The organism is Rhodococcus sp. PSBB066 (assembly GCF_017068255.1).
In the GTDB taxonomy this organism is placed as follows: Bacteria; Actinomycetota; Actinomycetes; order Mycobacteriales; family Mycobacteriaceae; genus Rhodococcus; species Rhodococcus aetherivorans.
The window spans coordinates 5,809,101-5,834,345 of record NZ_CP070859.1 but is presented as its reverse complement, the minus strand read 5'-3'; the positions used below and the strand labels follow the sequence as shown (position 1 = coordinate 5,834,345).

24 protein-coding genes and 5 tRNA genes are annotated in these 25,245 nt (G+C 69.4%); 13 read left to right on the top strand and 16 right to left on the bottom strand.

Annotation, left to right across the window (positions count from 1 at the left end):
• Positions 1 to 186 precede the first annotated feature (186 nt).
• The 4 genes from pstS to pstB are packed head-to-tail and all read left to right on the top strand — an operon-like array spanning position 187 to position 4,161.
• Positions 187 to 1,305, top strand: coding sequence for a phosphate ABC transporter substrate-binding protein PstS (pstS, locus tag JYA75_RS26615; RefSeq protein WP_029541508.1), 1,119 nt, complete (start codon positions 187 to 189; stop codon positions 1,303 to 1,305).
• 58 nt (positions 1,306 to 1,363) lie between these two features.
• Complete coding sequence (gene pstC / locus JYA75_RS26610; protein ID WP_006936404.1) at positions 1,364 to 2,419, top strand: phosphate ABC transporter permease subunit PstC; 1,056 nt, start codon at positions 1,364 to 1,366, stop codon at positions 2,417 to 2,419.
• 4 nt (positions 2,420 to 2,423) lie between these two features.
• Entirely contained in the window at positions 2,424 to 3,332 is a 909-nt protein-coding gene (gene pstA, locus JYA75_RS26605; RefSeq protein ID WP_072634423.1) for a phosphate ABC transporter permease PstA, read from the top strand.
• A gap of 52 nt (positions 3,333 to 3,384) precedes the next feature.
• A complete protein-coding gene (gene pstB / locus JYA75_RS26600; RefSeq protein WP_006936402.1) occupies positions 3,385 to 4,161 on the top strand; it encodes a phosphate ABC transporter ATP-binding protein PstB in 777 nt (258 codons plus the stop codon).
• 77 nt (positions 4,162 to 4,238) lie between these two features.
• On the opposite strand, the gene phoU is transcribed toward pstB, so the two are convergent.
• The 6 genes from phoU to JYA75_RS26570 all read right to left on the bottom strand — a co-directional run bounded on the left by phoU (position 4,239) and on the right by JYA75_RS26570 (position 10,692).
• The gene (phoU, locus tag JYA75_RS26595; RefSeq protein WP_010593878.1) at positions 4,239 to 4,946 is read right to left on the bottom strand and encodes a phosphate signaling complex protein PhoU; all 708 of its coding nucleotides are present in this window, start codon (positions 4,944 to 4,946) and stop codon (positions 4,239 to 4,241) included.
• Between the two features lie 83 nt (positions 4,947 to 5,029).
• Positions 5,030 to 7,030 carry an LCP family protein gene (locus JYA75_RS26590; RefSeq protein ID WP_185713818.1) on the bottom strand — a complete coding sequence of 667 codons (2,001 nt, stop codon included), beginning with the start codon at positions 7,028 to 7,030 and terminating at the stop codon, positions 5,030 to 5,032.
• Between the two features lie 147 nt (positions 7,031 to 7,177).
• Entirely contained in the window at positions 7,178 to 8,320 is a 1,143-nt protein-coding gene (dusB, locus tag JYA75_RS26585; RefSeq protein ID WP_044475953.1) for a tRNA dihydrouridine synthase DusB, read from the bottom strand.
• 121 nt (positions 8,321 to 8,441) lie between these two features.
• On the bottom strand, positions 8,442 to 9,398 hold the full coding sequence (locus JYA75_RS26580) for an acyl-ACP desaturase (RefSeq protein ID WP_006936396.1): 957 nt from the start codon (positions 9,396 to 9,398) through the stop codon (positions 8,442 to 8,444).
• 216 nt (positions 9,399 to 9,614) lie between these two features.
• Positions 9,615 to 10,190 carry a DUF937 domain-containing protein gene (locus JYA75_RS26575; RefSeq protein WP_203329530.1) on the bottom strand — a complete coding sequence of 192 codons (576 nt, stop codon included), beginning with the start codon at positions 10,188 to 10,190 and terminating at the stop codon, positions 9,615 to 9,617.
• 58 nt (positions 10,191 to 10,248) lie between these two features.
• Positions 10,249 to 10,692 (bottom strand): hypothetical protein, encoded by a 444-nt coding sequence (locus JYA75_RS26570; RefSeq protein WP_185713817.1) that lies wholly within the window; start codon positions 10,690 to 10,692, stop codon positions 10,249 to 10,251.
• A gap of 163 nt (positions 10,693 to 10,855) precedes the next feature.
• On the opposite strand from JYA75_RS26570, the gene JYA75_RS26565 reads away from it, so the two are divergent.
• Positions 10,856 to 11,443 carry a hypothetical protein gene (locus JYA75_RS26565; protein WP_029541522.1) on the top strand — a complete coding sequence of 196 codons (588 nt, stop codon included), beginning with the start codon at positions 10,856 to 10,858 and terminating at the stop codon, positions 11,441 to 11,443.
• 60 nt (positions 11,444 to 11,503) lie between these two features.
• Here JYA75_RS26565 and JYA75_RS26560 read toward each other — a convergent pair.
• A tRNA-Lys gene (locus JYA75_RS26560) sits at positions 11,504 to 11,579 on the bottom strand.
• Positions 11,580 to 11,809: 230 nt separating this feature from the next.
• Between JYA75_RS26560 and JYA75_RS26555 the strand changes: the two genes are divergently transcribed.
• The 5 genes from JYA75_RS26555 (at position 11,810) to JYA75_RS26535 (ending at position 13,023) form a co-directional block, all read left to right on the top strand.
• Positions 11,810 to 12,463, top strand: coding sequence for a TetR/AcrR family transcriptional regulator (locus tag JYA75_RS26555; protein ID WP_006936388.1), 654 nt, complete (start codon positions 11,810 to 11,812; stop codon positions 12,461 to 12,463).
• 98 nt (positions 12,464 to 12,561) lie between these two features.
• Positions 12,562 to 12,634 (top strand) — tRNA-Glu (locus JYA75_RS26550).
• A gap of 57 nt (positions 12,635 to 12,691) precedes the next feature.
• A tRNA-Asp gene (locus JYA75_RS26545) sits at positions 12,692 to 12,765 on the top strand.
• Between the two features lie 37 nt (positions 12,766 to 12,802).
• Positions 12,803 to 12,879 (top strand) — tRNA-Phe (locus JYA75_RS26540).
• Positions 12,880 to 12,949: 70 nt separating this feature from the next.
• Positions 12,950 to 13,023: transfer RNA gene (locus tag JYA75_RS26535), tRNA-Asp, on the top strand.
• Between the two features lie 56 nt (positions 13,024 to 13,079).
• Here JYA75_RS26535 and JYA75_RS26530 read toward each other — a convergent pair.
• Positions 13,080 to 14,765: an AMP-binding protein gene (locus JYA75_RS26530; RefSeq protein WP_203329529.1), complete on the bottom strand. Its 1,686-nt coding sequence runs from the start codon at positions 14,763 to 14,765 to the stop codon at positions 13,080 to 13,082.
• On the bottom strand, positions 14,762 to 15,730 hold the full coding sequence (locus tag JYA75_RS26525; RefSeq protein WP_203329528.1) for a cyclase family protein: 969 nt from the start codon (positions 15,728 to 15,730) through the stop codon (positions 14,762 to 14,764). The genes JYA75_RS26530 and JYA75_RS26525 overlap by 4 nt, the downstream gene beginning before the upstream one ends.
• A gap of 345 nt (positions 15,731 to 16,075) precedes the next feature.
• On the opposite strand from JYA75_RS26525, the gene JYA75_RS26520 reads away from it, so the two are divergent.
• From JYA75_RS26520 to JYA75_RS26510, 3 genes are read left to right on the top strand one after another with little or no spacing between them, the layout of a single operon-like run.
• Positions 16,076 to 17,314 carry a glycosyltransferase family 4 protein gene (locus JYA75_RS26520; protein ID WP_006936381.1) on the top strand — a complete coding sequence of 413 codons (1,239 nt, stop codon included), beginning with the start codon at positions 16,076 to 16,078 and terminating at the stop codon, positions 17,312 to 17,314.
• Positions 17,314 to 18,045: a methyltransferase domain-containing protein gene (locus JYA75_RS26515; protein WP_168579221.1), complete on the top strand. Its 732-nt coding sequence runs from the start codon at positions 17,314 to 17,316 to the stop codon at positions 18,043 to 18,045. The genes JYA75_RS26520 and JYA75_RS26515 overlap by 1 nt, the downstream gene beginning before the upstream one ends.
• Positions 18,032 to 19,132 (top strand): prenyltransferase, encoded by a 1,101-nt coding sequence (locus tag JYA75_RS26510; RefSeq protein WP_037200535.1) that lies wholly within the window; start codon positions 18,032 to 18,034, stop codon positions 19,130 to 19,132. The genes JYA75_RS26515 and JYA75_RS26510 overlap by 14 nt, the downstream gene beginning before the upstream one ends.
• Before the next feature lie 4 nt (positions 19,133 to 19,136).
• Here JYA75_RS26510 and JYA75_RS26505 read toward each other — a convergent pair whose 3' ends face one another.
• The 7 genes from JYA75_RS26505 to JYA75_RS26475 all read right to left on the bottom strand — a co-directional run bounded on the left by JYA75_RS26505 (position 19,137) and on the right by JYA75_RS26475 (position 25,206).
• Positions 19,137 to 19,796, bottom strand: a complete 660-nt coding sequence (locus JYA75_RS26505) for a class I SAM-dependent methyltransferase (protein ID WP_168579222.1) — start codon at positions 19,794 to 19,796, stop codon at positions 19,137 to 19,139.
• A gap of 114 nt (positions 19,797 to 19,910) precedes the next feature.
• Positions 19,911 to 20,681 carry an SDR family oxidoreductase gene (locus JYA75_RS26500; RefSeq protein WP_161995846.1) on the bottom strand — a complete coding sequence of 257 codons (771 nt, stop codon included), beginning with the start codon at positions 20,679 to 20,681 and terminating at the stop codon, positions 19,911 to 19,913.
• A 47-nt stretch (positions 20,682 to 20,728) separates the two neighbouring features.
• Positions 20,729 to 21,094 carry a carboxymuconolactone decarboxylase family protein gene (locus JYA75_RS26495; protein ID WP_006936371.1) on the bottom strand — a complete coding sequence of 122 codons (366 nt, stop codon included), beginning with the start codon at positions 21,092 to 21,094 and terminating at the stop codon, positions 20,729 to 20,731.
• Positions 21,091 to 21,966 (bottom strand): NAD(P)-dependent oxidoreductase, encoded by an 876-nt coding sequence (locus tag JYA75_RS26490; protein ID WP_029541571.1) that lies wholly within the window; start codon positions 21,964 to 21,966, stop codon positions 21,091 to 21,093. Before JYA75_RS26490 ends, JYA75_RS26495 begins: the two co-directional genes overlap by 4 nt.
• Positions 21,963 to 22,724, bottom strand: a complete 762-nt coding sequence (locus JYA75_RS26485) for an SDR family oxidoreductase (protein ID WP_029541573.1) — start codon at positions 22,722 to 22,724, stop codon at positions 21,963 to 21,965. The genes JYA75_RS26490 and JYA75_RS26485 overlap by 4 nt, the downstream gene beginning before the upstream one ends.
• Before the next feature lie 5 nt (positions 22,725 to 22,729).
• The gene (locus JYA75_RS26480) at positions 22,730 to 24,211 is read right to left on the bottom strand and encodes an aldehyde dehydrogenase (RefSeq protein ID WP_168579224.1); all 1,482 of its coding nucleotides are present in this window, start codon (positions 24,209 to 24,211) and stop codon (positions 22,730 to 22,732) included.
• A 398-nt stretch (positions 24,212 to 24,609) separates the two neighbouring features.
• Positions 24,610 to 25,206: a TetR/AcrR family transcriptional regulator gene (locus JYA75_RS26475; protein ID WP_029541579.1), complete on the bottom strand. Its 597-nt coding sequence runs from the start codon at positions 25,204 to 25,206 to the stop codon at positions 24,610 to 24,612.
• Positions 25,207 to 25,245 lie beyond the last annotated feature (39 nt).

The window sequence follows — 25,245 nt, the reverse complement described above, 5'->3', positions numbered from 1 at the left end:
ATACGGACTGCAGGTGTACTTTTCGCGTTCACGTCGCGTTCACCTTCGGGCGCCCAACCGTCAACCCGTCCTCATTAACTTTCCATTACGGGCCGCAGCATGCCGGTCCGGCGCCGGGATCACCCCGCGCCTGATGCCGCCGCCCGTGTCGCGGGCGTGCCGGTCGCGAATTCCGGAGGAGTACGAGTGAACCTCAAGCGCAATGGCGCCCTGCTCGGTGTGGTGGCTGCAGGTGCCCTCACCCTGGCCGCATGCGGCAGCGACAACAATGCCGCCTCGACGGACGTGGACGCGTCCGCATCGGCCGCGACGTGTGAGGGCAAGGAGACGCTGTCCGCCGCCGGGTCGTCCGCGCAGAAGAACGCGATGGACCAGTTCGTGTCCACCTACATCGCGGTCTGCCAGGAGAAGGGCAAGAACGTCAACGTCGCCTACAACCCGTCGGGTTCCGGTGACGGCCGCACCCAGTTCATCGCGAAGCAGATCGACTTCGCCGGCTCCGACTCCGCCATCAAGAGCGAGCAGGCCGCCCAGGCCGCCGAGCGCTGCGCCGGCAACCCCGCCTGGAACCTGCCGCTGGTCTTCGGTCCGGTCGCCGTCGCGTACAACGTCGAGGGCGTCGACAACCTCGTGCTCAACGGCGAGACCGTCGCCAAGATCTTCAACGGCACCATCAAGCAGTGGAACGACCCGGCCATCGCGGCTCTCAACGAGGGTGTGAGCCTTCCGGATTCGGCCATCACCCCGATCGTCCGCTCGGATTCGTCGGGCACCACCGACAACTTCCAGAAGTACCTCGAGGCCGCCTCGAACGGTGCCTGGACCACCGGCGCCGGCTCCGACTTCACCGGCGGTGTCGGTGAAGGCGCCAAGGGATCGGCCGGTGTCGCCCAGGCCGTCGCCAGCGCCCCCGGCGCGATCACCTACGTCGAGAAGTCCTTCGCCGACCAGAACAACCTGAACGTCGCACAGATCGACAACGGATCCGGCGCGGTGGAGCTGACCGACGAGACCGCGTCGAAGGCCATCGAGGCGGCGACCTTCGCTCCGACCGGTGAGGGCGACCTGACGCTCGACCTGACCTCGATCTTCGGTACGAAGCAGGAGGGGGCTTACCCGATCATGCTCGCGACCTACGAGATCGTGTGCTCCGCCGGTTACGATGCCGACACCTCCGCGGCCGTGAAGTCGTTCCTCGTCAGCGCCGCCAACGAGGGCCAGGAAGGCCTCGCCGAGCAGGGCTACGTGCCGCTGCCCGAGTCCTTCAAGGCGAAGCTCACCGAGTCGATCAACGCCATCGCCTAGCCGATGAGCGCCGCGGACCGTACCGTCAATCCCCAGCAGAGAGAGATCGCGAGCGCAGATGAGTGACGCGCCCACCAAATCCGCACCTCGCACTCCCGGGTCCGGCAGCGATGCCGGGCCCGGGGCGGGCGGTCCGCACGGCAACACCCCGGAGGCCACGATTACCACTCCAGCGCGCGGCGACAGCAAGCCGCTGACCAGGCCGGGCGACCGGATCTTCCGTTCACTGGCCTCCGGGTCCGCCGTTCTCATCTCGGTGATCATCGCGGCCATCGGCGTGTTCCTCGTCTGGCGTGCGGTGCCGGCGCTGCAGCGCAACACCGTCAACTTCCTCACCAGCCGCGAGTGGGTCACCCAGGACATCGCCGCGATGGCGTTCGGCGTCCTCGACCTGTTCCAGGTGACCGTGCTGGTGTCGTTCTTCGCGCTGGTGCTCGCGATGCCGGTCGCACTCGGCATCGCGATCTTCCTCACCTCGTACTGCCCCGAGCGCATCAAGAAGCCCCTGGCGTACGTCATCGACCTGCTCGCCGCCGTGCCGTCCATCGTCTACGGCCTGTGGGGCCTGCTGGTCCTGGCCCCCGCGATCCGGCCGCTGGCGACGTGGCTCAACGAAAGTCTCGGCTGGTTCCCGCTGTTCGCGTCCGGATCGGGTTCCATCCTCGGCGGCGGCACCATCTTCACCGCGGGCATCGTGCTCGCCGTGATGATCCTGCCGACCATCGCCGCGGTGAGCCGGGAGGTGTTCGTGCAGACGCCGACGTCCCATATCGAGGCGGCGCTCGCTCTCGGTGCGACCCGCTGGGAGGTCGTTAAGACCACGGTGATCCCGTTCGGCAAGTCGGGCTACATCAGCGGCTCGATGCTCGGTCTCGGCCGCGCACTCGGCGAGACCATGGCGCTGTACCTGATCCTGCGCACCACGTCGCAGCCGTTCTCGTGGTCGCTGTTCGACGGCGGTGCCACCATCGCCTCGAAGATCGCCCTCGGTTACGCCGAGTTCAACAACGACATCCAGGCCGGCGCCTACATCGCCGCGGGTCTGGTGCTCTTCGTGCTGACCTTCGTGGTCAACGCCGCGGCGCGTGCGGTCGTCGCAGGAAAGAAGGACTGAAGCCATGACGACCACTCTCCTCGAGACGCCGGTCAAGGGCCCCACCTTCCGGGGCGTCGGCACCCGTCGGCGCGTCTCGGATCTCTCCGCCACCGTCCTGGTCACCGTGTCGGTGCTGATCGCTCTCGTGCCGCTGGCATGGGTGCTGATCACCGTGATCGTCAAGGGTCTTCCCGCCCTGACCAGCGCCACCTGGTTCACGAATTCCTTGAGCGGTCTGTCCGCGTCCGCGATGGGCGGTGGCATCTACCACGCCCTCGTCGGGACCCTGCTGCAGGGCCTGGTGTGCGCGGTGATCTCCATCCCGATCGGCATCTTCGTGGCGATCTTCCTCGTGGAGTACGGCGCCGGCACGCGACTGGGCAGGATCACCACCTTCATGGTGGACATCCTCAGTGGTGTCCCCTCCATCGTTGCCGCGCTCTTCATCTACGCACTGTGGATCGCCACCTTCGGCTTCCCGAAGTCCGCCTTCGCGGTGTCCCTGGCGCTGGTCCTGCTCATGGTTCCCGTGGTGGTGCGCAGCACCGAGGAGATGCTCCGGATCGTGCCGCAGGATCTGCGCGAGGCCTCCTACGCCCTCGGTGTGCCCAAGTGGAAGACCATCGCGCGCATCGTGATTCCGACCGCGCTGCCCGGCATCATCACCGGCGTCATGCTGGCCCTGGCCCGCGTCATGGGCGAGACCGCTCCGCTGCTGATCCTGGTCGGCTACGCGCCGTTCATCAACTTCAACCTTTTCGGCGGCGAGATGGGCAGCCTGCCCGGTGTCATGGTGGCGGAGATGAACAACCCGACCGACGCGGGCACGATGCGGATCTGGGGCGCTGCCCTGACCCTCATCCTCGTCATCGCCATCCTCAACATCGTTGCCAAGGTGGTCGGCCACTTCTCCCAGGTGCGCACCAAGTAGGTCACCTCATGTACACACCCTTCGATTTCGATACACCAGTAGGGAGCCGGTAATGGCCAAGCGTCTGGACCTCAAGGACGTCAACATCTTCTACGGCAAGTTCCACGCCGTCTCCGACGTGACGCTGTCCGTGCCGCCGCGGAACGTCACCGCGTTCATCGGACCGTCGGGCTGCGGCAAGTCGACCGTGCTGCGCTCGCTCAACCGCATGCACGAGGTGACCCCCGGTGCCCGCGTCGAGGGCTCCGTGCTGCTCGACGGCGAGGACATCTACGACTCGTCCGTCGACCCGGTCGGCGTCCGCAAGACGATCGGCATGGTGTTCCAGCGCCCCAATCCGTTCCCCACCATGTCGATCCGCGACAACGTCGTCGCCGGCCTGAAGTTGCAGGGCGTGCGCGAGAAGAACAGGCTCGACGAGATCGCCGAGCGGTCGCTGCGCGGCGCGAACCTGTGGAACGAGGTCAAGGACCGCCTCGACAAGCCCGGCGGCGGCCTGTCGGGTGGCCAGCAGCAGCGCCTGTGCATCGCCCGCGCCATCGCGGTGCAGCCGGAGGTGCTCCTGATGGACGAGCCGTGCTCCGCTCTCGACCCGATCTCCACCCTCGCCATCGAGGACCTGATCGCCGAGCTGAAGCAGGACTACACCATCGTGATCGTCACGCACAACATGCAGCAGGCCGCGCGCGTGAGCGATCAGACCGCGTTCTTCAACCTCGAGGCCACCGGCAAGCCGGGCCGGCTCGTCGAGATCGACGACACCGAGAAGATCTTCTCCAACCCCACCCAGAAGGCCACGGAGGACTACATCTCCGGCCGCTTCGGCTGAGCCGGCTGCGACTTCGGCACCGCGGACGCGGAAAGGCCCCGCCCGGAACTCCGGGCGGGGCCTTGTGCCGAGTCGGGTTACTGATCCTGCGGGTACACCGTGAGCTTGTCGACGCGCTCACGCATCGCCCGGAAATCCTCGTCGGTGGGGAGCTTGCCGGTGACCAGGAAGATCACGCGACGACCCACCTCGACGGCGTGGTCGGCGAACCGTTCGTAGAACCGGCCCAGCAGCGTCACATCCACAGCCGCGGCCACGCCGTGCTTCCACTCCCGGTCCATGAGCACGGTGAACAGGTGACGATGGAGATCGTCCATCGCCTCGTCCTCCTGGTGGAGCCGGGCCGCCCGCTCGGGGTCGCGCGTCTCGAGGATCTCCCTGGTCGCTGCGCCGAGCGAGACTGCGATGCGGCCCATCTCGGCGAAGTAGCCGTTGACCTCTTCGGGCAGAACATGATTGGGGTGCCGGCGTCGCGTCGCCTTGGCGACGTGCAGTGCCAGCGCACCCATCCGGTCGATGTCGGCGACGATCTGGATGCCACTGACCACGGAACGCAGATCACCGGCGACCGGCGCCTGGAGGGCGAGGAGCGAGAAGGCCTTCTCCTCGCACTGGGTACTCAGGTCGGTGATCTTGTCGTGCTCGCCGATGACGGTCTCGGCGAGCGCCAGATCCGCCTGGAGCAGCGCCTGGGTGGCCCGCTCCATCGCAAGGCCGGCAAGGCCCGCCATCTCTCCGAGGAGATCGGCGAGCTCGGTCATCTGTTCGTGGTATACGACGCGCATAATGGCACAGACTACGGCGCAGACAAAGCCGAGTCACGAGCAGCGGGTGAACGCCGGGTGAATGGACGGGCTCGAGGTGCTGCTCAGGCGCAGGAATCGTCGCCCGCGTTGGTGATCGACAGGTCGACCGGCAGCTCGTTCTCCTCGGCGGCCTGGATCGGCACCGTCGGCAGGACCGAACCCACCTCGGTCGGAGCCGCGATGCTGCCGACGAACCCGGTGCCGAGGACGAGTTCCACGATGCCGCCGAGGTCCTGGGACTCCTGCAGCACGGCCCCCGGAACTGCGGAGGCCAGCGTCAACGCCTCGGCCTCCTGCCCGGGCGAGAAGCGGACGACGGTCTCCTTGCTCGTCCCGGAGTAGTTGCCGACGCTGTAGATCGGGAAACCGTAGGCGCCGAGTTCTTCCGCGGTCCGGGCCGCGAGGCCGGATTCGCCGGAGGCGTTGGACACCTGCGCCGACACCGTCGAGGGGTCCACCGCGGTCTGTGCAGGCAGCGGGGCTGCCGGCGGCGCGGACGATTCCGGCTCGGGAACATCGCGCTTCTCGCCGGGGAGCGGTTCGTCGTCGATGATCGCGTTGAAGATCGCCTTGATGTCGTCGAGGCGCGGAATCTCGTTGCCCCACTCATTGGTTCCGGCCGTCGGCACGGTGAGGAAGGTGACGGCGCCGGCTTCGACCCGCTGCAGCGAGCGGCCGAGCCGGACGAGGGACTCGGTGTCGACGTTCTCGACGAACGTGGCGCGGGTGAACGCGTTGATGAACCCGTTCAGTTTGCCGGGGTCGAACAGGACCTTGTTCGACATGGCCGAGCGCAGCAGTGACGACAGGAACTTCTGCTGCCGGGTGATACGCCCGTAGTCGCCGTTGCCCTCCGACTCGACCTTGCGGGCCCGCACGTAGTCCAGGGCCCGGCGGCCGTCGAGGGTGTGGGTGCCCGCCGTCTCGATGATGGTGCCGAGTTCCCCGTCGACCAGGGGGGTGGGTGTGCACACCTCGACGCCGCCGACCTCGTTGACCATGCTCTCGAAGCCGGCGAAGTCGATTCCGACGAAATGCCCGATCTTCAGGCCGGACAGCTTCTGGATCACCTTCACCAGGCACTTGGGTCCGCCCAGCGCGTAGGTGGCATTGAGCTTGTCGCCCTCGGCGGCGGGGAACGTCTCCGACGTGTACTCGCCGGTGGTGCTGTCCCAGCCGCGGCACACGGGCCGCGTCACGTCCAGGTCGCGCGGAAAGGAGACGGCGACGACGCGACTGCGGTCGGCGGGGATGTTGACGAGGATGACGGTGTCGGCGCGTGCGCCCTCGGCGTCGGCGACGGTGCCGGCGCCGACCGCGCCGCTCGCCCCGGCGCGGGTGTCGGTGCCGATGATCAGGTAGGTCTCGTCGCCGGTCTGCCCGCCGGGGTCGACGATGTCGGTGGATTCGGTGTCCAGCGCCGCGATCTGGGCGAATCCGGCCTCGGTGGAACGCACGTAGCCCCACACCAGGCCGCTGCCGACGAGGGTCAGCACGGACAGCAGCGCCAGGACGGTGCGGCCCACGGTCGCGAGGCGCCGGCGTTTGCGGCGCTTGTTCAGAGCCAGCCTGCTCAGGCCGTCGCCCCCGACGGCCTGGGGCAGCGCGGGCGGCTGGTCGGGGTCGTCGCTCCGCCGTCCGGCACGGTCGTCGCGCGGGGGTGGGGGCGGCGGGCCGGTCGGCGGCGCCGCGGCCACGGGCGGGATCTTCTCGGTAGGGTCGTCGTCGACGGCCGGCGTCCGCCGCGGCCGGCCCGGCTGCGGGCCCGGCACGGCCGGTTCGGGTTCGGGGTGCCGCCCGGGCGGGCTGTCGCGCCCGACCTTGTTCATCAGCGCGGCGACGGTGACCTGATCGGGATTCTCGTCGGGGGCGGCCGAGCGGCGGGGGCGGCCGGTATCGGCGCCCCGGCCCGACGGCGCGGGTCCGGCGTCGGCGGGCGGCGCAAGACCCTCCGGACGTCGTCGCACCCGGCCGGAATGTGAGCTGCGATACCCGGAGTCGGCGATAGGACGTTCCCACGGAGCGCGACTGTCGGGCAGGCCCGACTCGTGCTCCTCACCCACCGATTCCCTCGCCTCTCCGCGGATGTTCCGCTCTCGTACGCATCCGCCACCACGGCGATTCCGTCATGATACTGGCGGCCTCGGTCCGGATCGAGCGTCCGCCGAGCACCGGTCCGGTTCGTCCGGCCCGCACAGCGGACCCTGCGGTCAGCCGCCCGAGTGCATGACGTCGGCGCCCGCCGGCACCATGCAGTCCTCCGGGTCGTCGAGCCAGCCGTCCGGCAGTGCGACGGTACCGGGGGAGCCCTGGCGCCCGCGCGGGCCCTCCGCGTCCTTCGGGAAGGGCACGGTCGGATCGAGCCGGCCGAGCAGGTCGTCCAGCTCGGCGAGACCGGACACGCGCGCCAGGGCGTTGCGCACATCGGATCCGGCCGGGAAGCCGCGCAGGTACCAGGCGATGTGCTTGCGAATCTCACGCATGCCGCGGTCCTCGCCGTGGTGGTCGGCGAGGAGTTCGGCGTGCCGGCGCATGATGGCCGCCACCTCGCCCAGGTTCGGCGGGGTGGGCATGGGGGTGCCGTTCAGTGCGGCGCTGAGTTCGGCGAACAGCCAGGGCCGGCCGAGGCATCCGCGTCCGACGACGACGCCGTCGCAGCCGGTCTGCTCCATCATCTTCTGGGCGTCCTCGGCGGCGAAGATGTCGCCGTTGCCCAGCACCGGCACGTCGGTGACGTGCTCCTTGAGGCGGGCGATCTCGTTCCAGTCGGCCTCACCCGAGTAACGCTGCGCGGCCGTGCGGGCGTGTAGCGCGACGGCGGCGGCGCCCTCGGCCGCCGCGATCCGGCCCGCGTCGAGGTGGGTGTGATGATCGGCGTCGATGCCGATGCGGAACTTCACGGTCACCGGGATGTCGGTGCCCTCGGTGGCGCGGACGGCGGCCGCGACGATGTTGCCGAACAGCCGCCGCTTGTACGGCAGCGCCGAGCCGCCGCCCTTGCGGGTGACCTTCGGCACGGGGCAGCCGAAGTTCATGTCGATGTGGTCGGCGAGGTTCTCGTCGACGATCATCTTCGCGGCCTGGTACGTGACGTCCGGGTCGACGGTGTACAGCTGCAACGACCGCGGCGTCTCGGTGGGACCGAACGTCGTCATGTGCATCGTGACGGGGTGGCGTTCCACGAGTGCCCGGGCGGTGACCATCTCGCACACGTACAGCCCCGACGTGCTCCCCGACCGCTCGAGTTCGAGTTCGCGGCACAGGGTGCGAAAGGCGACATTGGTGATTCCCGCCATCGGCGCGAGTACGACCGGGCTGTTCAACTCGAGCGAGCCGATGCGAAGGGGTGACATGAAAGAACCTCGAAGACGGCGTGAAGAAGAAGTGCGTGCAACTGTGCCCGGCACCGAATCCGGTACCGGGCACAGGATAGCTGTTCGGGGCCGCTGCTCCCGAATCACGGAACGGCCTGGATCAGGACGCGGCCTCGTTGCGCTCGCGGCGGGCGGCCTCGCGGGCGAGGGACCGATCGCGCATCTCCTCGAACTTCACCGCCTGCTTCTCGAGATCCTCGAGGAAGGTGCCGAGCTCGTCGAGGATGCGGGCGCCCTCGGCACCGAAGTCCTCACGCTCGAAGATGCGCCACTTGCGGAGCACCGGCATGACCACCTCGTCGAGGTGCTGACGCAGGTCGTAGATGCCGTGCTTGGCCATCAGCACGCCGTTGCGGCGGAAGTTGGGCATACCGGCGCCGGGCATCTGGAAGTTCTTCAACACGTCTGTGATCGCCGCGAGGGTCTGGTCCGGGGCGACGTCGAGGGCCGCTTCGCAGATGTTGCGGTAGAAGATCATGTGCAGGTTCTCGTCGGCGGCGATGCGCTGGAGCATCTTGTCGGCGATCGAGTCGTGGCACGCCCGGCCGGTGTTGCGGTGCGAGACGCGGGTGGCCAGCTCCTGGAAGGTGACGTACGACACCGAGTGCAGCATCCCGACCTCGTTGGGCGAGGCGAACCCGTTGGTCATGTGCTCCATGCGGGCGTTCTCGAGGGCGACGGGGTCGACACCGCGGGTGACGACGAGGTAGTCGCGCATCACGATGCCGTGGCGGTTCTCCTCGGCGGTCCAGCGGCCCACCCAGGTGCCCCAGGCGCCGTCGCGCGAGAAGCTCTCGGCGATCTCGCGGTGGTAGGACGGCAGGTTGTCCTCGGTGAGGAGATTGGTGATCATCGCGGCCTTGGCGACCTCGTCGAGCTTCGACTGCTCGGGCTCCCAGTCCACGCCACCCATGGCGGCGAAGTTGCGCCCCTCGTCCCAGGGCACGTAGTCGTGGGGGTGCCAGTCCTTGGCCATCGAAAGGTGGCGGTTGACGTTCGCCTCGGCGACGGGCTCCAGCTCGCGCAGAAGCTCCAGCTGAGTCAGAACTCGCGTCATTCCGTTTACCTCTCCATAACTGTGCGTGTCACGTACGAATTACAGCCTACGGCACCGTAGGTTCGGCACCCGTTTGTCTGTTACCTGTTCCAAGTTCGGCCGACCGGGGCCTACCCGCCGATGGGATCACTCACAGACGGCGACGTCGTTATCATACCGGGGCGCGAACGGCGTCCCGGGGCGACGCGCGGGGGCAATCCATATCCCGCCGTGACCTCAGCGCTTGCCGGCGCCGAGGAGTCCGCCGAGCAGCTCGCCCAGGCCACCCCCGTTGCCGCCGAGAACGCTGTCGAGCACTCCGCCGAGACCGCCGCCGCTTCCGGTGCCGTTCGTCGCGCTGCGCAGGAGCCCGCCCAGCAGCTCGCCCAGGCCGCCCTGGCCGCCGGAACTTCTGCCGACCTGCTCGGCCAGGTACGTCAGCACGATCGGGGCGAGGATGGGCAGCAGCCGTGCGACGAGGTCGTTGCCGCCCGCGCCGTCGGCTCGGCCCAGCGTCTGCACGACCCGGTCCTTGTGGTCGCCGAACACGTTCGCCACGATCCGGTCGCCGTCCGCGGTGTCCACGTCGGTCACGTCCACTCCACCGTCGAGCAGGGCCGGGTTCCGGTGCTGGTCGAGCGCGGACAGCAGGGACGAGGCGCCGTCCGGATGCCGTGTGTTCGCCTCGAGGCCGCCGACCAGCGTGGGCAGGGCGGCCCGCACCGCCGTCGCCGCCGTCTGCTCGTCCACGTCGAGCCGGCGGGCGATCTGGTCGACCGGAATCCGCGAGAGGAGATCGTCGAGGGAAGGCATGGGAACCGAGGGTAGCCACCGTGGTCGCCCGCTCCGGGATCCCGCGTCGGCGTTTCGGCTACGGGGACGCCCGCCGCCCCGCGATCACCGCGCACAGCAGGGCGACCCCCAACCCGCTGAGCAGTAGCACGAACCCCGTCTGGTTGGTCAGCGCGGTAGCGTGGTTGACCTGCACGTAGTCGCCGAACCGCTGATAGACCCGCACCGCGAAGGCGCCGGTCGCGACGAGGCCGATCACCACCCCGGCCCAGCCGGCCACCGCCGAGTCGAACAGGGCGGCCAGGAGCAGCAGCACGGCGGCGAGCACGAGCGGCGCCGCCAGTGTCTGATGGACGGGCAGGTCGGCTGCGCCGAGGGCGGAGACGTCGCCGGCCGCGATCCCGTCGCGCAACTCGGTCAGCGGGACGTCGGTCGGCCGGGTCCCGGCCAGCACCGGGAGAAACGAGCCGATCCCCAGGGCGACGGCGGACAGGAACAGACCCAGGTCCACGAAGCTGCGCACGCCACTCCCATCGATCGTCGGATCGGTTTTGTGAGCGACCACACCCTAACCGCAACTCGGGTGCGGCAGCAGCGCGGAACCGACGATTCGGGCGCCGTGTCGGGCTTGCGGGTACGTAATCTGAGGGGAGCGGCACACCCGGACCCGGAAGGGGAACAACGCAATGGTGGGCAACGAGACGGTGCAGCGGTCGGGGCTTCCGCCGTGGGCCAAGAAGGCCCTGTGGAGCGTCGGGGCCCTGCTCGCGCTGGTGGTCGCGTACTTCGTGCTGGCGGCATTCGTCCCCCGGTGGTGGGCGCAGCGTATCGCCGGGCTGGCCGATGCCGGCTTCGCCCGCGGGATAGCCTGGGGCCTGCTGTTCGGCCTCGTGTGCACGTTCGTGCCGTTGGCCCTGTTCGCCGCCGCATGGCGGATCAGGACGTGGCGCCGGCACCGCGTCCTGCAGGTGGTGTTCGCCGCCGCCGCCGTGGTGGTGGCGATCCCCAACCTGATGACGTTGAGCATCGTGCTGGGCAACGGGAACGCGGCCCATGCGGGGGAGCGGATCCTCGACGTCGACGCCCCCGGCTTCCGGGGCGCGACGCTTGTCGGTGCCGTCGTCGGCGTGATCGTGTTCCTGGTGTTCGCGGCCCTGAGTTACACGTACCGCAAACGCGGTCGCGACCTCGAGCGGGAGCGTGACGAGCGGGGCCGGCAGGAGCCGGAGCTACGAAGCGACCGGCCGGGCAAGGTGGCCGGCGCTCCGGAGTAACGGGCGACGACGAGCCGCCTCGTGCCGGGGCGCTCCCGTCCTTCCGGACGGACGAGGGTGTGGTGCCCCCACCAGGGCTCGAACCTGGGACCTGCGGATTAAAAGTCCGTAGCTCTACCAACTGAGCTATAGGGGCGTGGGCGCACAGTCTAGCTGCACCGCGCCGGACAACAGTATCGGACGCGCGGGCCGTTCGAAGGCTCGGGTGCGCACCCCCTGCGGCGCACCCGAGCCGCGCAAAAGCATACCACTTGGTGTGTTCTCTGCGAAGGCCGGAAAACGCCTGGTTGCGGGCGTGGGGGCCGGACGGCGGCTACAGTGGCGTCCGGGGGGACTGCCGGTCACGTACGGAGGCACGAACCCCCCATGTCACGTCAGCAAGAGCGGGCGCGGCGCACACGCGCGGCGATCGTCGAATCCGCGGCGATCGAATTCGCCCGGCGCGGATACGGCGCCGCCTCGGTCAACGCGATCCTCGAGCACTCCGGGGCCACCAAGGGTGCGATGTACTTCCACTTCGATTCGAAGGAAGCGCTCGCCCGGGCGGTGCTCGCGGAGGGCCTCGAGCGCTACCGGGTGATCGCCGACCGGTGGCTGGACGCGCCGGGGCTCGATCCGTTCGAGCGGCTGTACGGCCTCGTCGGAGATCTCGCCGATGCCCTGCACGGCGACGTCATCATCCAGGCGGAGTTCAAGCTCGTGACCGAGCCCGAGTTCGACGCGGAGGCCAAACTGCGCGGCAGCTCGGTGTGGGGGAAGGCCGGTCACCGGCTCGCCGTCGAGGCGCAGGAAGCGGGGCTGTTCCGTGCCGGGGTCGACCTCGAACGGTTCCTGGGTGTGCTCAGTGCGTGCCTGGCCGGGCAGCGCTACTTCCACGACCTCACCGCGGAGGACGTCGACGTCCGGGCCCGGTTCGCGGAATGCCTGGACGTCTGCCTCGAGGCGACGGCTGCGCCGCAGTGGCTCGAGCGGCGGCGTGGTGCGCCGGAGTTGCGCCTCGAAGGCGAACAACCGGCGTGACCTGCTGATTTGTGAATCCGGAAACCCGTGTCCTAAGCTATCCAAGCTCCCAACGGAACGCGAACCCGTTGAGGGTGCGGGTCGGAGTAATCCGGCGGGCCCCCTTCGTCTAGCGGCCTAGGACGCCGCCCTTTCAAGGCGGTAGCGCGGGTTCGAATCCCGTAGGGGGTACGCTTGCGGAAGCAGTATCACCGCATGCAGTACGGTTTGACCACAAGTGAAGAGCATGGCCCTGTGGCGCAGTTGGTTAGCGCGCCGCCCTGTCACGGCGGAGGTCGCGGGTTCGAGTCCCGTCAGGGTCGCAGAGTTGGCAATTGGCATTCGGTTCGGGTGCCGTCCGGCCAGGTAGCTCAGTTGGTACGAGCGTCCGCCTGAAAAGCGGAAGGTCGCCGGTTCGATCCCGGCCCTGGCCACCACACAATTTCATACGGTAGACCCACCGCTCGGCGGTGGGTTTTCTGTGGAAACCCCTTCGGGGGTGCACACGGCCCTGTGGCGCAGTTGGTTAGCGCGCCGCCCTGTCACGGCGGAGGTCGCGGGTTCGAGTCCCGTCAGGGTCGCTTCACGGCGAAGGCCCGGTCCCGAAACGGACCGGGCCTTCGCCGTCCCGACCGGTTCAGCCGCGGGCCCGGAGTTCCCGGCGAAGAAGCTTGCCGGACACGGTCTTCGGGATCTCGTCGATGATTTCCACCAGCCGCGGGTACTTGTACGCCGCCATTCTCTCCCTGGCGAAGGCGATCAGTTCCTCCGCGGTGACCGAATGCCCCGGACGGAGGCTGACGAATGCCTTGACCGTCTCGCCGCGGTAGCTGTCCACCACCCCCACCACCGCGGCCTCGCGCACCGCTTCGTGCTCGTAGAGCACGTCCTCGACCTCTCTCGGCCAGACCTTGTACCCACCGGCGTTGATCTGGTCCTTCTTGCGGTCGACGATGTAGAACCAGCCGTCGGCGTCCATGTACCCGACGTCCCCGGTGTGGAGGGCACCCCCGGGCAGTGCGGTCGCGGTCTCCTCGGGCTTGTTCCAGTAGCCGGCGACCACCTGCGGGCCCGACGTGACGAGCTCGCCCACCGCACCGACGGGAAGGTCGTTGCCGTCCTCGTCGACGATCCGCACGACGGTGTCGAAGGTCGGGACTCCGACCGACAGGGCGCCGGACGCCTCGTCCACCGGAGCCCGGGTGCCGAAGGGAACCGCATGCGAGGGGGAGGTGGTTTCGGTGAGGCCGTAGATGTTGTGGATGTACGTCCCGGAGAATCTCTCGAACGCCGCGACGGTGCTCGGTGGTATCGGCGCTCCGCCGGAGAAGATCTTGGTCAGCGTCTTCAGCGACTCCCCGCGGGCGCCGGGGGCGTTCATCAGCGCGATGAACACGGTGATCGAGCCGACCGTGAACGTCGCCCGCTCCACCGCCACCGTTTCGAGGGTCACGCCGGGGTCGAGCCGGTACATCAACACCAGCGGCGCACCTGTCAGCAGGGCGACAGCGATGTGCCCGACGAGCCCGGTGATGTGGAACAGCGGGGCGATTCCCAGCACGACGTCGTCCGCGCCGAGTCCCACCCATTCCCGGTAGGTGCGGGCGTTGAACACCACGTTGCGGTGAGTGGTCATCGCGCCCTTCGGTGGCCCGGTCGTACCGGACGTGTAGGTGAGGAACGCGATGTCGTCCGGGCCGAGAGTGTGCACGGGGACGGGCCGTCCCCGGAACTCGGCCAGGAGGGTCTGCAGGTCGAGGGTGTCGGGCAGTTCGAGGCGTTCGATGCCGGAGAAGATCCGCTCGTCTCCGCGGGTCTGGTATTCGAGTTCGGACGTGGTGATCACGATCCGGACGGCGGTGCCGGCGACGACGTGCTGTGCGACGTCCCGGTACAGCTCCTGGAGTGCGACGAGCACGGTAGCCCCCGAGTCCAGGAGGATTTCGCCGAGCTCGCGTTCCTTGTTCATGGGGTTGACGGAGACCGGGATGCCGCCGGCCTTCCAGACACCGAGCTGCGCCACGACGAACTGCGGGACGTTCTGCAGGAACAGCGCCGCCCGCTCACCCGGGCGGAAGCCGTGGGCCGTCAGTGCGGCCGCGAACGCGTCGGACTGCTCGTCGAGTTCGCGGCGGGTCAGGCGCCCGTCGAAGTAGCGGATGATGTCCGCGTCCGGATCGTGAGCGACGGTGGCGCGGAACATCTCCAGCGCGTCGGTGTACTCCGGCTCGATGTGGATCGGCAGGCCGGGCGCGTAGCGCGCGAGCCAAGGCTTGCTGTCGTAGACGCCCATGCGTGCGTCGCGGGGTCCGGCTGCGCTCATCGGATGACGACCGGATTGACCGGGGCGCCCGTGCCGCCCACGACCTTCAGTGGTGCCGCGGTGTACAGGAAGGTCCAGCGGTTGTCGGCGGCGCACGCGTCGGCGAGGTCCTCGAGCCAGGCGATCTCGGTGAGGGCGACACCGAGATTGCGCATGAGCGCGCAGTGCAGGGGAAGCGCCACGCCACTGGCCGGGTCGGTGGTCACCTCGTTGGCGATGGTGTCCGTGACCAGGTTGGGGATCTCCCGGCTCCGGAACCATTCGACCAGTTCGCGGCTGTAGGTCAGGCCGGGTTCGCAGAAGTCGGTGTAGAACTCGGTGGTGTCGTCGAGGCTGTACCAGTACTTCAGCCAGCCGGTCCGGATCACGAGGATGTCGTGCGGTTCGATGGTCACGCCCTGGGCGGCGGCGGCCGCCTCGAGGTCGTTGTGGTCGAAGGTCTCGCCGGCGCCGAGCCAGTCCTTGCCCCGGTGGCGCGCCATATCGATCAGGATCCCCCGGCCCACGACGCCCTTCTCGGCGATCGGCAGCACCGAGGCCTTGTCCATGCTGCCGACGGTGCTGCGCGCGTCGTATCCGTTCCAGAGTTTGCCGTCGTACCAGACGTGGCCGAGGGCGTCGTATTGGGTGGAGCCCTGCAGGAAGAGGGTGGCTGTGTCGTCGGCGTAGTGCAGTCCGCCGGGGAACTGCGGAGCGTCCTCGCCGTCCCACGACGATTCGTCGAGGGTGTTGCGGCGATCGATGCCGCTGCGGCTGGGCCACAGGGGATCGCCGGGGGCCTCCTTGCGGCCCATGTGGATCTGCAGGGTGAACACGTCGCCGGACTTGACCTCGCCGATTCCGCCGAGAACCTCCTTGGTGCCGAGGAAGTTCAGAGCTCCGAGCTCATCGTCGGCGCCCCAGCGTCCCCAGTTGCTGGGGGCGTCGTCGCCGAGCAGTTCGCGCATGGACGGGGCGTCGGACATACCGTCTCCTTTTCGGGTCGAGGTGCACTCGTCGCTCACCGAGCGTTCGTACGGTAAGCGTGCGCTTATGGTGTAGGTCACATCGCCGGGTGTCAACCCGCGGAGGACGAGGGCGCGCCGCCCGCTCGCAATGCGCACCGCAGGCCCGGTCCGGTGTCGTCCCGGCGGGTCTTCGACGGCGGAACGGCTCGCCACCCTGTACGTTCAGTTTGCACTGGACCTGGTGCGGTTCCGGCGCTGATCCGCAGGGCTGCGCCGGGTTGCACGTCGGACGAGAACATGTTCTAGAGTGAGTTCGATCTTCTGGACGGACCCGCTCCGGCGACACGACGAACGAGGTGATCTGTGCGAATAGCTCTGCTGTCGTACCGCAGCAAGCCGCACTGCGGTGGTCAGGGCGTGTACGTTCGACACCTCAGCCGCGAGCTCGCGGCGCTCGGCCACGACGTCGAGGTGTTCTCCGGCCAGCCGTACCCCGAGCTGGACGACGGGGTGACCCTGGTGAAGGTGCCCAGTCTCGACCTCTACCGCGAGGACGATCCGTTCCGCTTTCCGCACCCGCGCGAGATTCGCGACGCGATCGACCTCCTGGAGCTGGGCACGATGTGGACGGCGGGTTTTCCGGAGCCGCTGACCTTCAGCCTGCGCGCCGCCAGGCTGCTGCGGGCCCGGGCCGCCGAGTTCGACGTCGTGCACGACAATCAGTGCCTCGGCTACGGCCTGCTCCGCATCGCGGACGCGGGCCTGCCACTGGTCGCGACGATCCACCACCCGATCACCCGCGACCGGGAACTGGACCTCGCGAGCGCGCCGACGTTGCGCCGCAAGCTCACCCTGCGCCGTTGGTACGGGTTCCTGCGCATGCAGGCCCGGGTGGCGCGGCGCATCCCCACCCTGCTCACCGTCTCGAAGTCCTCCGAGGACGACATCCGTACCGCCTTCGAGATCCCCGAGGGGCGGCTGCGCACGATCCCGCTGGGCGTCGACACCGAGGTCTTCGCCCCGCCGACGGCCGAGCGCGTGCCCGGCCGCATCGTGTGCGTGGCCAGCGCGGACGCGCCGCTCAAGGGCGTCGCCAACCTGCTCGAGGCGGTGGCGAAGCTGCGCACCGAACGGCGGGTCGAGCTGGTGCTCGTCACCCGGCTCGCGCCCGGCGGGGTCACCGAGAAGCTGATCGAGCAGCTGGCCATCGGCGACGCGGTGCGCACCGTCTCCGGGATCGACGACCGCGAGCTGGCCGAGCTGCTCGGTTCGGCGCAGGTGGCTGTGGTCCCGTCGCTCTACGAGGGGTTCTCGCTGCCCGCGGTCGAGGCCATGGCCTGCGCCACCCCCTTGGTCGCGAGCCGCGCCGGCGCGATCCCCGAGGTGGTCGGCGACGCGGGCATCCTCGTGCCTCCGGGGGACAGCGAACAGCTGGCCGCGGCGCTGGCGCGGGTTCTCGACGATCCCGCCGAGCAGATCCGTCTCGGGTCGGTGGCACGGGCACGCGTGCTCGAGCGATTCAGCTGGGCGGCCGTGGCCGCCCGGACCGTCCGGGCCTACCAGGACACCGTGGCGGCGCAGGCAGGAAGGACGAACACCTGATGCTGACAGTCGATTTCGACCGGCTCGGGGTCAAGCCCGGCGACCGTGCCATCGACATCGGGGCGGGCGCGGGCCGGCACTCGTTCGAGCTCTACCGTCGGGGCGCCGACGTGGTGGCGTTCGACCGCAGCGCGGAGGACATGAAGGCCGTCGGCGACATGTTCGCGGCGATGGAACTCGAGGGCCAGGTCCCCGAGGGTGCCCTCGCCCGGGCCGAGGTGGGCGATGCCCTCGCCCTGCCCTACGACGACGAGACCTTCGACGTCGTGCTGATCTCCGAGGTGCTCGAGCACGTGCCCGAGGACGACCGTGCCATCGCCGAATTCGTGCGTGTGCTCAAGCCGGGCGGCGTCGCGGCCGTCACCGTGCCGCGGTGGCTGCCGGAGAAGATCTGCTGGGCGCTGTCCGACGCGTATCACGAGGTCGAGGGCGGGCACGTGCGGATCTACAAGGCCGACGAGCTCGCGGCCGGGCTGACCTCGGCAGGCCTGACGGTGCGCGGCCGGGAGCACGCGCACGCCCTGCACTCGCCGTACTGGTGGCTCAAATGCGCTGTGGGCGTCGACAACGACGACAACCCCCTGACGAAGGCGTATCACCGGCTCCTCGTGTGGGACCTGATGCAGGGGCCGTGGCTGACGCGCACCGCCGAGTCGTTGCTGAACCCGGTGCTCGGCAAGAGCGTCGTGTTCTACCTCGAGAAGCCGACGGTTCCCGTTGCCGGCCGCTGACTTCCGCCCCGGCGGGGCACGGCCGGCGGTTCCGGCCGTGCCGGGAGTGCTGTCCGAGGAACAGTGCCTGCACACCGCCCGCGCGATCGCCGACATGCAGGAGTCCTCCGGAGCGATCCCGTGGTTCCCCGGTGGTCACACGGATCCGTGGGACCACATCGAGTCCGCGATGGCTCTCACCGCCGCGGGGTTGCTCGAAGAGGCGGAGGCGGCCTTCGACTGGTCCCGTCGCACCCAGCGGCCGGACGGCTCGTGGCCCATGCAGTTCCGCGAGGATGCCGTCGAAAACCACGACGCCGACTCGAACTTCACCGCATACATCGCGGTGGGAGTGTGGCACCACTACCTCGTCACAGGCGACGTCGACCACGTGGAACGGCTGTGGCCGACGGTGCGGACGGCCCTCGACCATGTGCTCGAGTTGCAGGCGCCCGGCGGTGAGATCTACTGGGCACGAGGAGAACACGGCGCGGCCGACGAGGCCCTGCTGACGGGGTGCTCGAGCATCCACCACAGCCTGCAGTGCGGCCTGCGCCTCTCGGAGGTGGTCGGCGATCCCCACCCGGACTGGGAGGTCGCGTGGTATCGGCTCGGGCACGTGCTGCGCCGGCACCCGGAGGCGTTCGCGCCCAAACCGGAGTACTCGATGGACTGGTACTACCCGATCCTCGGCGGCGCGGTGCGCGGTGCGCCGGCCCGGCAACGGATCCGGGAACGCTGGGACGATTTCGTGGTCGGAGGTCTCGGAATCCGCTGCGTCGACCATCGGCCGTGGGTGACGGGGGCCGAGACCTGCGAACTCGTGCTCGCACTGGACGCGATCGGTGAGGCCACGACGGCCCGGGAACTGCTCGCGGCCATGCAGCATCTGCGCGATCCGGACGGGTCGTACTGGACCGGAATGGTTTTCACGGACGGTAAGCGCTGGCCCGTGGAGAAGAGCTCCTGGACCAGTGCCGCCGTGATCCTCGCCGCCGACGCGCTCTCACGCAGCACCGCGGGCAACGGTGTGTTCCGCGATGCCGCCGCACCCTCCGGATGGGTCGCGACCGAGAACTGCCACGAGGACTGCCGGGTGACGGTCTGAGCCGTCAGCCCGGCAGCACTCCGACGGTGCCACCGGTGCGTTCGAGCACCCGCAGCGACCCGGTCATCGACACCTCGGCGAACTCGCCGCTGCCGAGCGCGCGCAGGTAGACCTCGTACGGGGGTCGTCCGCCGTCCTTCGGGTCGGGGAACACGTCGTGGATGATCAGGGCCCCGCCGACACGCACCCAGGGAGCCCAGCCCGCGTAGTCCGCCTGCGCCGCCTCGCTGCTGTGACCGCCGTCGACGAACACGAACGCCGCCGGGGTCCGCCAGAACGCCGCGACCTGGCCCGACCGCCCCAGCACCGCCACGACGTGGGATTCGAGGTCCGCGTCGGCGAGGGTGTGGCGGAACCGGCCCACCGTGTCGAGCCGGCCGGTGTGCGCGTCGACGAGGGCCGGATCGTGGTACTCCCACCCGGGCTGGTGCTCCTCGGACCCGTGATGATGGTCGATCGTGACGATCGTGCCGCCGGTGGCCTTCGCGGCGGCACCGAGATAGACGGTCGAGCGCCCGCAGTAGGTGCCGATCTCGACACCGACACCGTCACCGAGATAGCGCACCGCGGCGTCGTGCAGGGCCGTGCCCTCGTCGATCGGCATGAAACCCGGTGTTGCCTCGGCGAGTTCGATCATCTCCCGGGGCAGGGTGGTACGGGTCATGACGGCGGTCTCCGTTCACTGCGGTCCGGTGGCGGGTGCTGAAGCGGCGTGTACTGACGAGCACATTACCCATCGCCGGTTCCGGTGCGGTACCCCGCGCACGGTGGGCGCCGGTCACGCGCCGTAACCGCCGTCGACGTCGAGTGTCTGCCCGGACACGAAATCCGCGCGGTCCGAGGCGAGGAACGCGACCGCCTCGGCGATGTCCTCGGCGTCGCCGAAGCGGCGCAGCGGAATGTTGTTCCGCGCGACCGACAGTGCGTGCTCGTCGAGATCGCCGGACCCGATCAGCCGGGCGGCCGTGCCGTCGGTGAGCATGCCCGGCCCCACCGCGTTCACGCGCACACCGAACCGTCCCTCCTCGGCCGCCAGGCCCCGCACGAGGGCCTCGATCGCACCCTTGGGCCCGGCCGACAGACCGTCCCGGACGGGGAACCGGCGGGTCGCGGCGGTGGTCACGGCGACGATGCTGCCCCGCGACTCCCGTAGCCGGGGCAGGGCGGGACGGACGAGGTTGAAGAACGCGCCCGCGTCGCCCACGAGCTGGTCGCGGAACTGCGCGGGCGTGACCCGGCTCAGGTGCAGCATCGGTACGTGCGGCCCCGCCGCGTAGACGAGAGTGTGCAGCGCACCGAAGGATTCGATCACCGCGTCCACGCCGCCGGCGGCCGCGGCACTGTCGCCCAGGTCCACCTGCAGCGACAGCACCTTCGCGCCGAGCGCGGACAGTTCGGTCGTCAGGGCTGCGGCGGCCGCCCCGCTGCGGCGGAACATGAACGCGACGTCGCTGCCGCGCTCGGCCAGCACCCGGCACACCGCTCGGCCGATCCCGCCGGTGCCGCCGGCCACGAGGGCCGCGCCCGGCCGGTCCGCGAAGTCCTGCACTCGTCACTCCCTGTGTTCTCGTGCCGCACGGTGAGCCGGTGGCAGGCTCACTTCGCCGCCTTGCGGCGCTCGGCGAGCACGCCGCCGATCATCGAGTCGAGCTTGGTGCCGAGCGGCCACCCCACGTAGTGGCACAGGAACAGGGCGATCTCCTTCAGCTGCTGTTCGTCGAGTTCCTCGTTGTGGAGGGCGGCGCCGACCTGGATCTCGGCCACGTCGATCAGTCCCTGTGCGGTGAGCGCACCGAGCAGCAGCAGCCGCCGGTCGCGGATACTGAGCCCGGGCCGGGACCAGATGTCGGCGAACAGGTGGTCCGCGGTGACGGCGAAGTGGTCGCCGGGCCCGTCCTGCATCTCCCAGCCGTACACCTTCGACATCATGTCCAGGCCGCGGCGGCGGCGATCGTCGGTCATATGCGTTCCTCCTGTCGGTTCCGGCTCTCGACGTCTCCGGTGCCGACGCCGAGTCCGGGTCCCAGACCGGTCAGTGCCCGCGTGGCCAGGGGCAGGTCGACGCCGAGACGGGCGCCGAGGCCGAGGGCCAGCGACAGGTCCTTCTCGCCCAGGGCGCGGACGTGGTCGAGGATCGGGAACCAGAAGTCGTCCGGCGGGATCGGTGCGGTGGTGTCCCGGAGCATGATCGCCCCGGCGCCACCGGTGATCGCGTCGGTGTGGCGGACCACCTTCCCGAGCGCGGTGATGTCCAGCCCGGCCGCCTCGGCGAGGCGCTGCGCCTCCGCGGCCGCGGTGAACGACACGAAGTGCAGTAGATTCCGGGCCAGCTTCATCCGGGTGCCCGCGCCGACCGGACCGGCGTGCACGACGAGGTCGGCGAACCGCGAGAACGGCTCGCGTACCGCGTCGAACGCCGCGTCGGAGGCGCCGACCATCACCGCGAGCCGGCCCTGCTCGGCGCCGGGGGCCCCGCCGCTGACGGGCGCGTCGACCAGTTCGACGCCGCGGTCGGCGCATTCGGCGGCGAGCTCGACGGCGGTGGTGTCGGCGATGGTCGAGTGGACCGCGATCACCGTGCCGGGCCGGGCCGTGTCGAGCAGCCCGGCGACGACGGTGCGGACCTGCGCGTCGTCGACCACGGTGACGCAGACGACGTCGCAGTCGCGCGCCAGGTCGGCGGGGTCGCCGGCGACCCGGGCGCCGGCCGCGGTGAACGGCTCGACGGCCTCGGGCCGGGCGTCGAGGACGGTGAGCCCACCCGGCCGGTCCAGCAGCCGCTTCGCCATCGGCGCGCCCATGTTGCCGAGGCCGATGTAGCCGAGCCTGGTCACGAGCGGATCACCTGGCCGCCGTCGACGTTGAAGATCTGCCCGGTGATCCAGTTCGCCTCGTCGGAGAGCAGGAACAGGCACATTCCCACCAGGTCCCCGGGCGTACCGATCCGCTTCAGCGGCAGTGTGGAGACCATGTCCGCCACCATGTTTCCCGGCGTGACGGTGCGGGTGGCCTCGGTGTCGATCGGACCCGGGGCGATCGCGTTGATGCGGATGTTCGAGCCGCCGAGTTCGACGGCCAGCTGCTGGGTCAGGCCGTTGACACCGACCTTGGCCAGGCCGTAGAAGCCGGAGTACACCCACGCGGCGGTCGAGGACTGGTTGACGACGGAACCGCCGCGGTCCGTCATGTGCGGCCACGCCGCGCGGGTGATGTTGAGCGCGCCGTCCATGTTCACGCTCATGAACTTCTTGTAGTAGTCCCACGGGACGGTGAGCAGCAGGTCGAGCTTCATGCCCCCGTAGATGGCGGCGTTGTTGACGACGTGGTCGATGCTGCCGAACGTCTCGACCGTGAAGGCGGCGAGCTCGGTGGCCGAGTCGGGATCGGAGACGTCGACGGTCTTGAAGACGGCGATGCCGCCGTCGGCGACGATCTGCTCGGCGACCTGCTCGCCGCGTTCGGTGTCGATGTCCGCGACGACGACGGAGGCGCCCTCGGCGGCAAGGGCTCTGGCGTACGCCTCGCCGATTCCCTGCGCCGACCCGGTGACGATCGCGGTGCGGTCGGCGAAACGCGTTGTGCTGCGAGTCATGTTCGTCAGCCTCTCTGCTTCGCCGCCGGTTCGGCGACGAGCTTGGTCTCCAGGTATTCCTCGAATCCGGCCACACCCATCTCGCGGCCGATTCCGGACTGCTTGTAGCCGCCGAAGGGAGCGTCGGCGGCGTACCAGATGCCTCCGTTGACGCCCAGGGTGCCGGTGCGGACCCCCTCGACGACCCGGCGGACCCGGTCCTCGTCGGTGCCCCAGACGGCCCCGGACAGGCCGTAGGGGGAGTCGTTGGCGATGCGGATCGCCTCGTCGTCGCCGTCGTAGGGGAGGATCACGAGGACCGGCCCGAAGATCTCCTCCCGGGCGACGCGAGCGGTGTTGTCGACCCCGGCGATCAGCGTCGGTTCGAGGAAGAAGCCACGCCGGTGCTCGGCGGGGCGGCCGCCGCCGACGACGATCGTCCCGCCCTCCTCGACGGCGAGCCGCAGGTAGCCCTCGACCCGTGCGCGCTGGTGCTCGGAGATCAGCGGACCGCACACCGTGCCGGGCTCGTTCGGGTCGCCGGGCCGGATGCCGCGCAGGGCGTCGGCGGTGACGCGGACCGCCTCGTCGTAGCGGTTCCGGGGGACGAGCAGACGGGTCGTGATGGCGCAGCCCTGCCCGGCGTGGGTACACACGGTGAAGGCGGCCATCGAGCATGCGGCTCCGAGGTCGGCGTCGTCGAGCACGATGAACGCCGACTTTCCGCCGAGTTCGAGGAACACCTTCTTCAGGGTCTCCGAGGCGGCGCGCATCACCGACCGGCCGGTGGCGGTCGAGCCGGTGAACGACACGAGGTCCACCCGCGGGTCGGTGGCGAGCAGGGCGCCGACGGCATGGTCGCTCGAGGTCACGATGTTCACGACGCCCGGCGGGATGTCGGTTTCCTCGGCGAGGATCCGGCCCACGACCGCGGCGCACCACGGGGTGTCGGGCGCGGGCTTGAGCACCACCGTATTGCCGGCGGCGAGCGCGGGACCCAGCTTGGCGAAGTTGATCTGGTGCGGGAAGTTCCACGGTGTGATCGCCCCGACGACACCGACCGCCTCGCGGAGCACGTAGCGGTGGATGGCGATGCCCATCGGCGCGGCATTGCCGAGATCCTGTTGCCACGGGTAGTTCTCGGCCAGGTCGGCGAAGTACCCGAGATCGTCGACGGGGCCTTCGAGATGGGCGGCGGAGGTGAGGAACCGGGGTGCGCCGACCTCGGCGATGGTGACCGCCCGCAGTTCCTCGATGTGGCCGCGCAGCGCATCGCGGAGCTGACGCAGGCAGCGGGCGCGGAAGGCGTGCTCGCGGGACCAGCCGGTGGTGTCGAAGGCGCGACGGGCCGCCTCGATCGCGGCGTCCATGTCGGCGGCGGTGCCGTCGGCGGCGGTGCCGAGCACCTCCGCGGTGGCCGGGTTCACGACCTCGAACGTGCCGCCGGAGCCGGGAACCAGCTTGCCGTCGACGAGCAGAGCCGAGCTGTCGCCGGGAATCAGGGACATCGGACGTTTCCGTTCTGGAGATTGGAAAGTGTCAGGTGTAGTAGGAGATTCGGATGCGCACATGGCGGGGACCGGTCGGTACGCGATGCTGACGCCTTCGCTGCGTGCCTCGGGTGCCCCTTGTCTGGACAGTTGTCTGGACTATAGTTCGGACAAGTGCGTGACGCAATGCCCCGCGTCGCCCGGCGAAGCGGCACGCGTGCGGAGGGGCCGGACGATGGGACTGGGCACGAGTCGGCGCACGGCACGACGGTCGGTCCCCGGCGTGGGTACGCCGCGGCCCCGAGCCTCGGCGGCTCCTCCGGGGCCGGCTCCCCACGGGGTCGAGTGATCGGCCCGGAGCGGGCGGGGAACGCCCGATCGCGCGGCGTCGATGGGGAGTGGTGGTCCCGCGGGGTCTACGGGCGGGCGAGTAGCGACGGCACGACGAACGCGTACAGCTTCGCCCGCAACCGGTCGAGCGAGCCCGCACTGGCGCCGAGCGCACTGATGTAGTTCATCTCGATCTCCGACAGCCATTCGTAGAGCAGGTCCAGATCGACATCGGCGCGAAGCTCTCCGGACTCCCGGGCCTCGAGCAGAATCGGCTCCCACAGTTCGCGGGTGAGTTGGACGGCACGGCCCGAGGTCGCGAGCAGGGTTGTGGCGAGTGTTGCCTCGGCGGGGGAAACGAGGAGATGGATCATCGGGTCGCGGAGGCCTCGGCGGATATTGGCGCACAAGCCCTCGACGATCCGTTCGCCGAATGTCGGGTAATTCCGGATGCGCACTCGCCACGGCTCCATGTTCATCCGTGCGCGGCGGACGATCGACGCCACAATGAGCGATTCGCGGTCCGAGAAGTAGCGGTAGACGGTCGCCCGGGACATGTTTGCAGCTCGCGCGACGTCGGCCATCGTGGTCTTCGTGATACCGAACTGTTCGAAGCATGATTCGGCGGCGACAAGGATCGCTGCGCCGACGTCCGTGGTCTCGGTGTCCGTCTTGTGTGCCACGCATGCACCATACCGCCGGGTAATCTGGATAAGACACTA

Bases quoted from the DNA above. Each gene is read 5' to 3' on its own strand.
- JYA75_RS26495 (WP_006936371.1), bottom strand. From the start codon at position 21,094: ATGACCGACGATCGCCGCCGCCGCGGCCTGGACATGATGTCGAAGGTG.
- pstA (WP_072634423.1), top strand. From the start codon at position 2,424: ATGACGACCACTCTCCTCGAGACGCCGGTCAAGGGCCCCACCTTCCGG.
- JYA75_RS26525 (WP_203329528.1), bottom strand. From the start codon at position 15,730: ATGTCCGACGCCCCGTCCATGCGCGAACTGCTCGGCGACGACGCCCCC.
- JYA75_RS26505 (WP_168579222.1), bottom strand. From the start codon at position 19,796: ATGACCCGTACCACCCTGCCCCGGGAGATGATCGAACTCGCCGAGGCA.
- JYA75_RS26515 (WP_168579221.1), top strand. From the start codon at position 17,314: ATGCTGACAGTCGATTTCGACCGGCTCGGGGTCAAGCCCGGCGACCGT.
- JYA75_RS26555 (WP_006936388.1), top strand. From the start codon at position 11,810: ATGTCACGTCAGCAAGAGCGGGCGCGGCGCACACGCGCGGCGATCGTC.
- JYA75_RS26565 (WP_029541522.1), top strand. From the start codon at position 10,856: ATGGTGGGCAACGAGACGGTGCAGCGGTCGGGGCTTCCGCCGTGGGCC.
- JYA75_RS26480 (WP_168579224.1), bottom strand. From the start codon at position 24,211: ATGTCCCTGATTCCCGGCGACAGCTCGGCTCTGCTCGTCGACGGCAAG.
- pstB (WP_006936402.1), top strand. From the start codon at position 3,385: ATGGCCAAGCGTCTGGACCTCAAGGACGTCAACATCTTCTACGGCAAG.
- dusB (WP_044475953.1), bottom strand. From the start codon at position 8,320: ATGTCACCCCTTCGCATCGGCTCGCTCGAGTTGAACAGCCCGGTCGTA.
- JYA75_RS26575 (WP_203329530.1), bottom strand. From the start codon at position 10,190: ATGCCTTCCCTCGACGATCTCCTCTCGCGGATTCCGGTCGACCAGATC.
- JYA75_RS26580 (WP_006936396.1), bottom strand. From the start codon at position 9,398: ATGACGCGAGTTCTGACTCAGCTGGAGCTTCTGCGCGAGCTGGAGCCC.
- pstC (WP_006936404.1), top strand. From the start codon at position 1,364: ATGAGTGACGCGCCCACCAAATCCGCACCTCGCACTCCCGGGTCCGGC.
- phoU (WP_010593878.1), bottom strand. From the start codon at position 4,946: ATGCGCGTCGTATACCACGAACAGATGACCGAGCTCGCCGATCTCCTC.
- JYA75_RS26485 (WP_029541573.1), bottom strand. From the start codon at position 22,724: ATGACTCGCAGCACAACGCGTTTCGCCGACCGCACCGCGATCGTCACC.
- JYA75_RS26530 (WP_203329529.1), bottom strand. From the start codon at position 14,765: ATGAGCGCAGCCGGACCCCGCGACGCACGCATGGGCGTCTACGACAGC.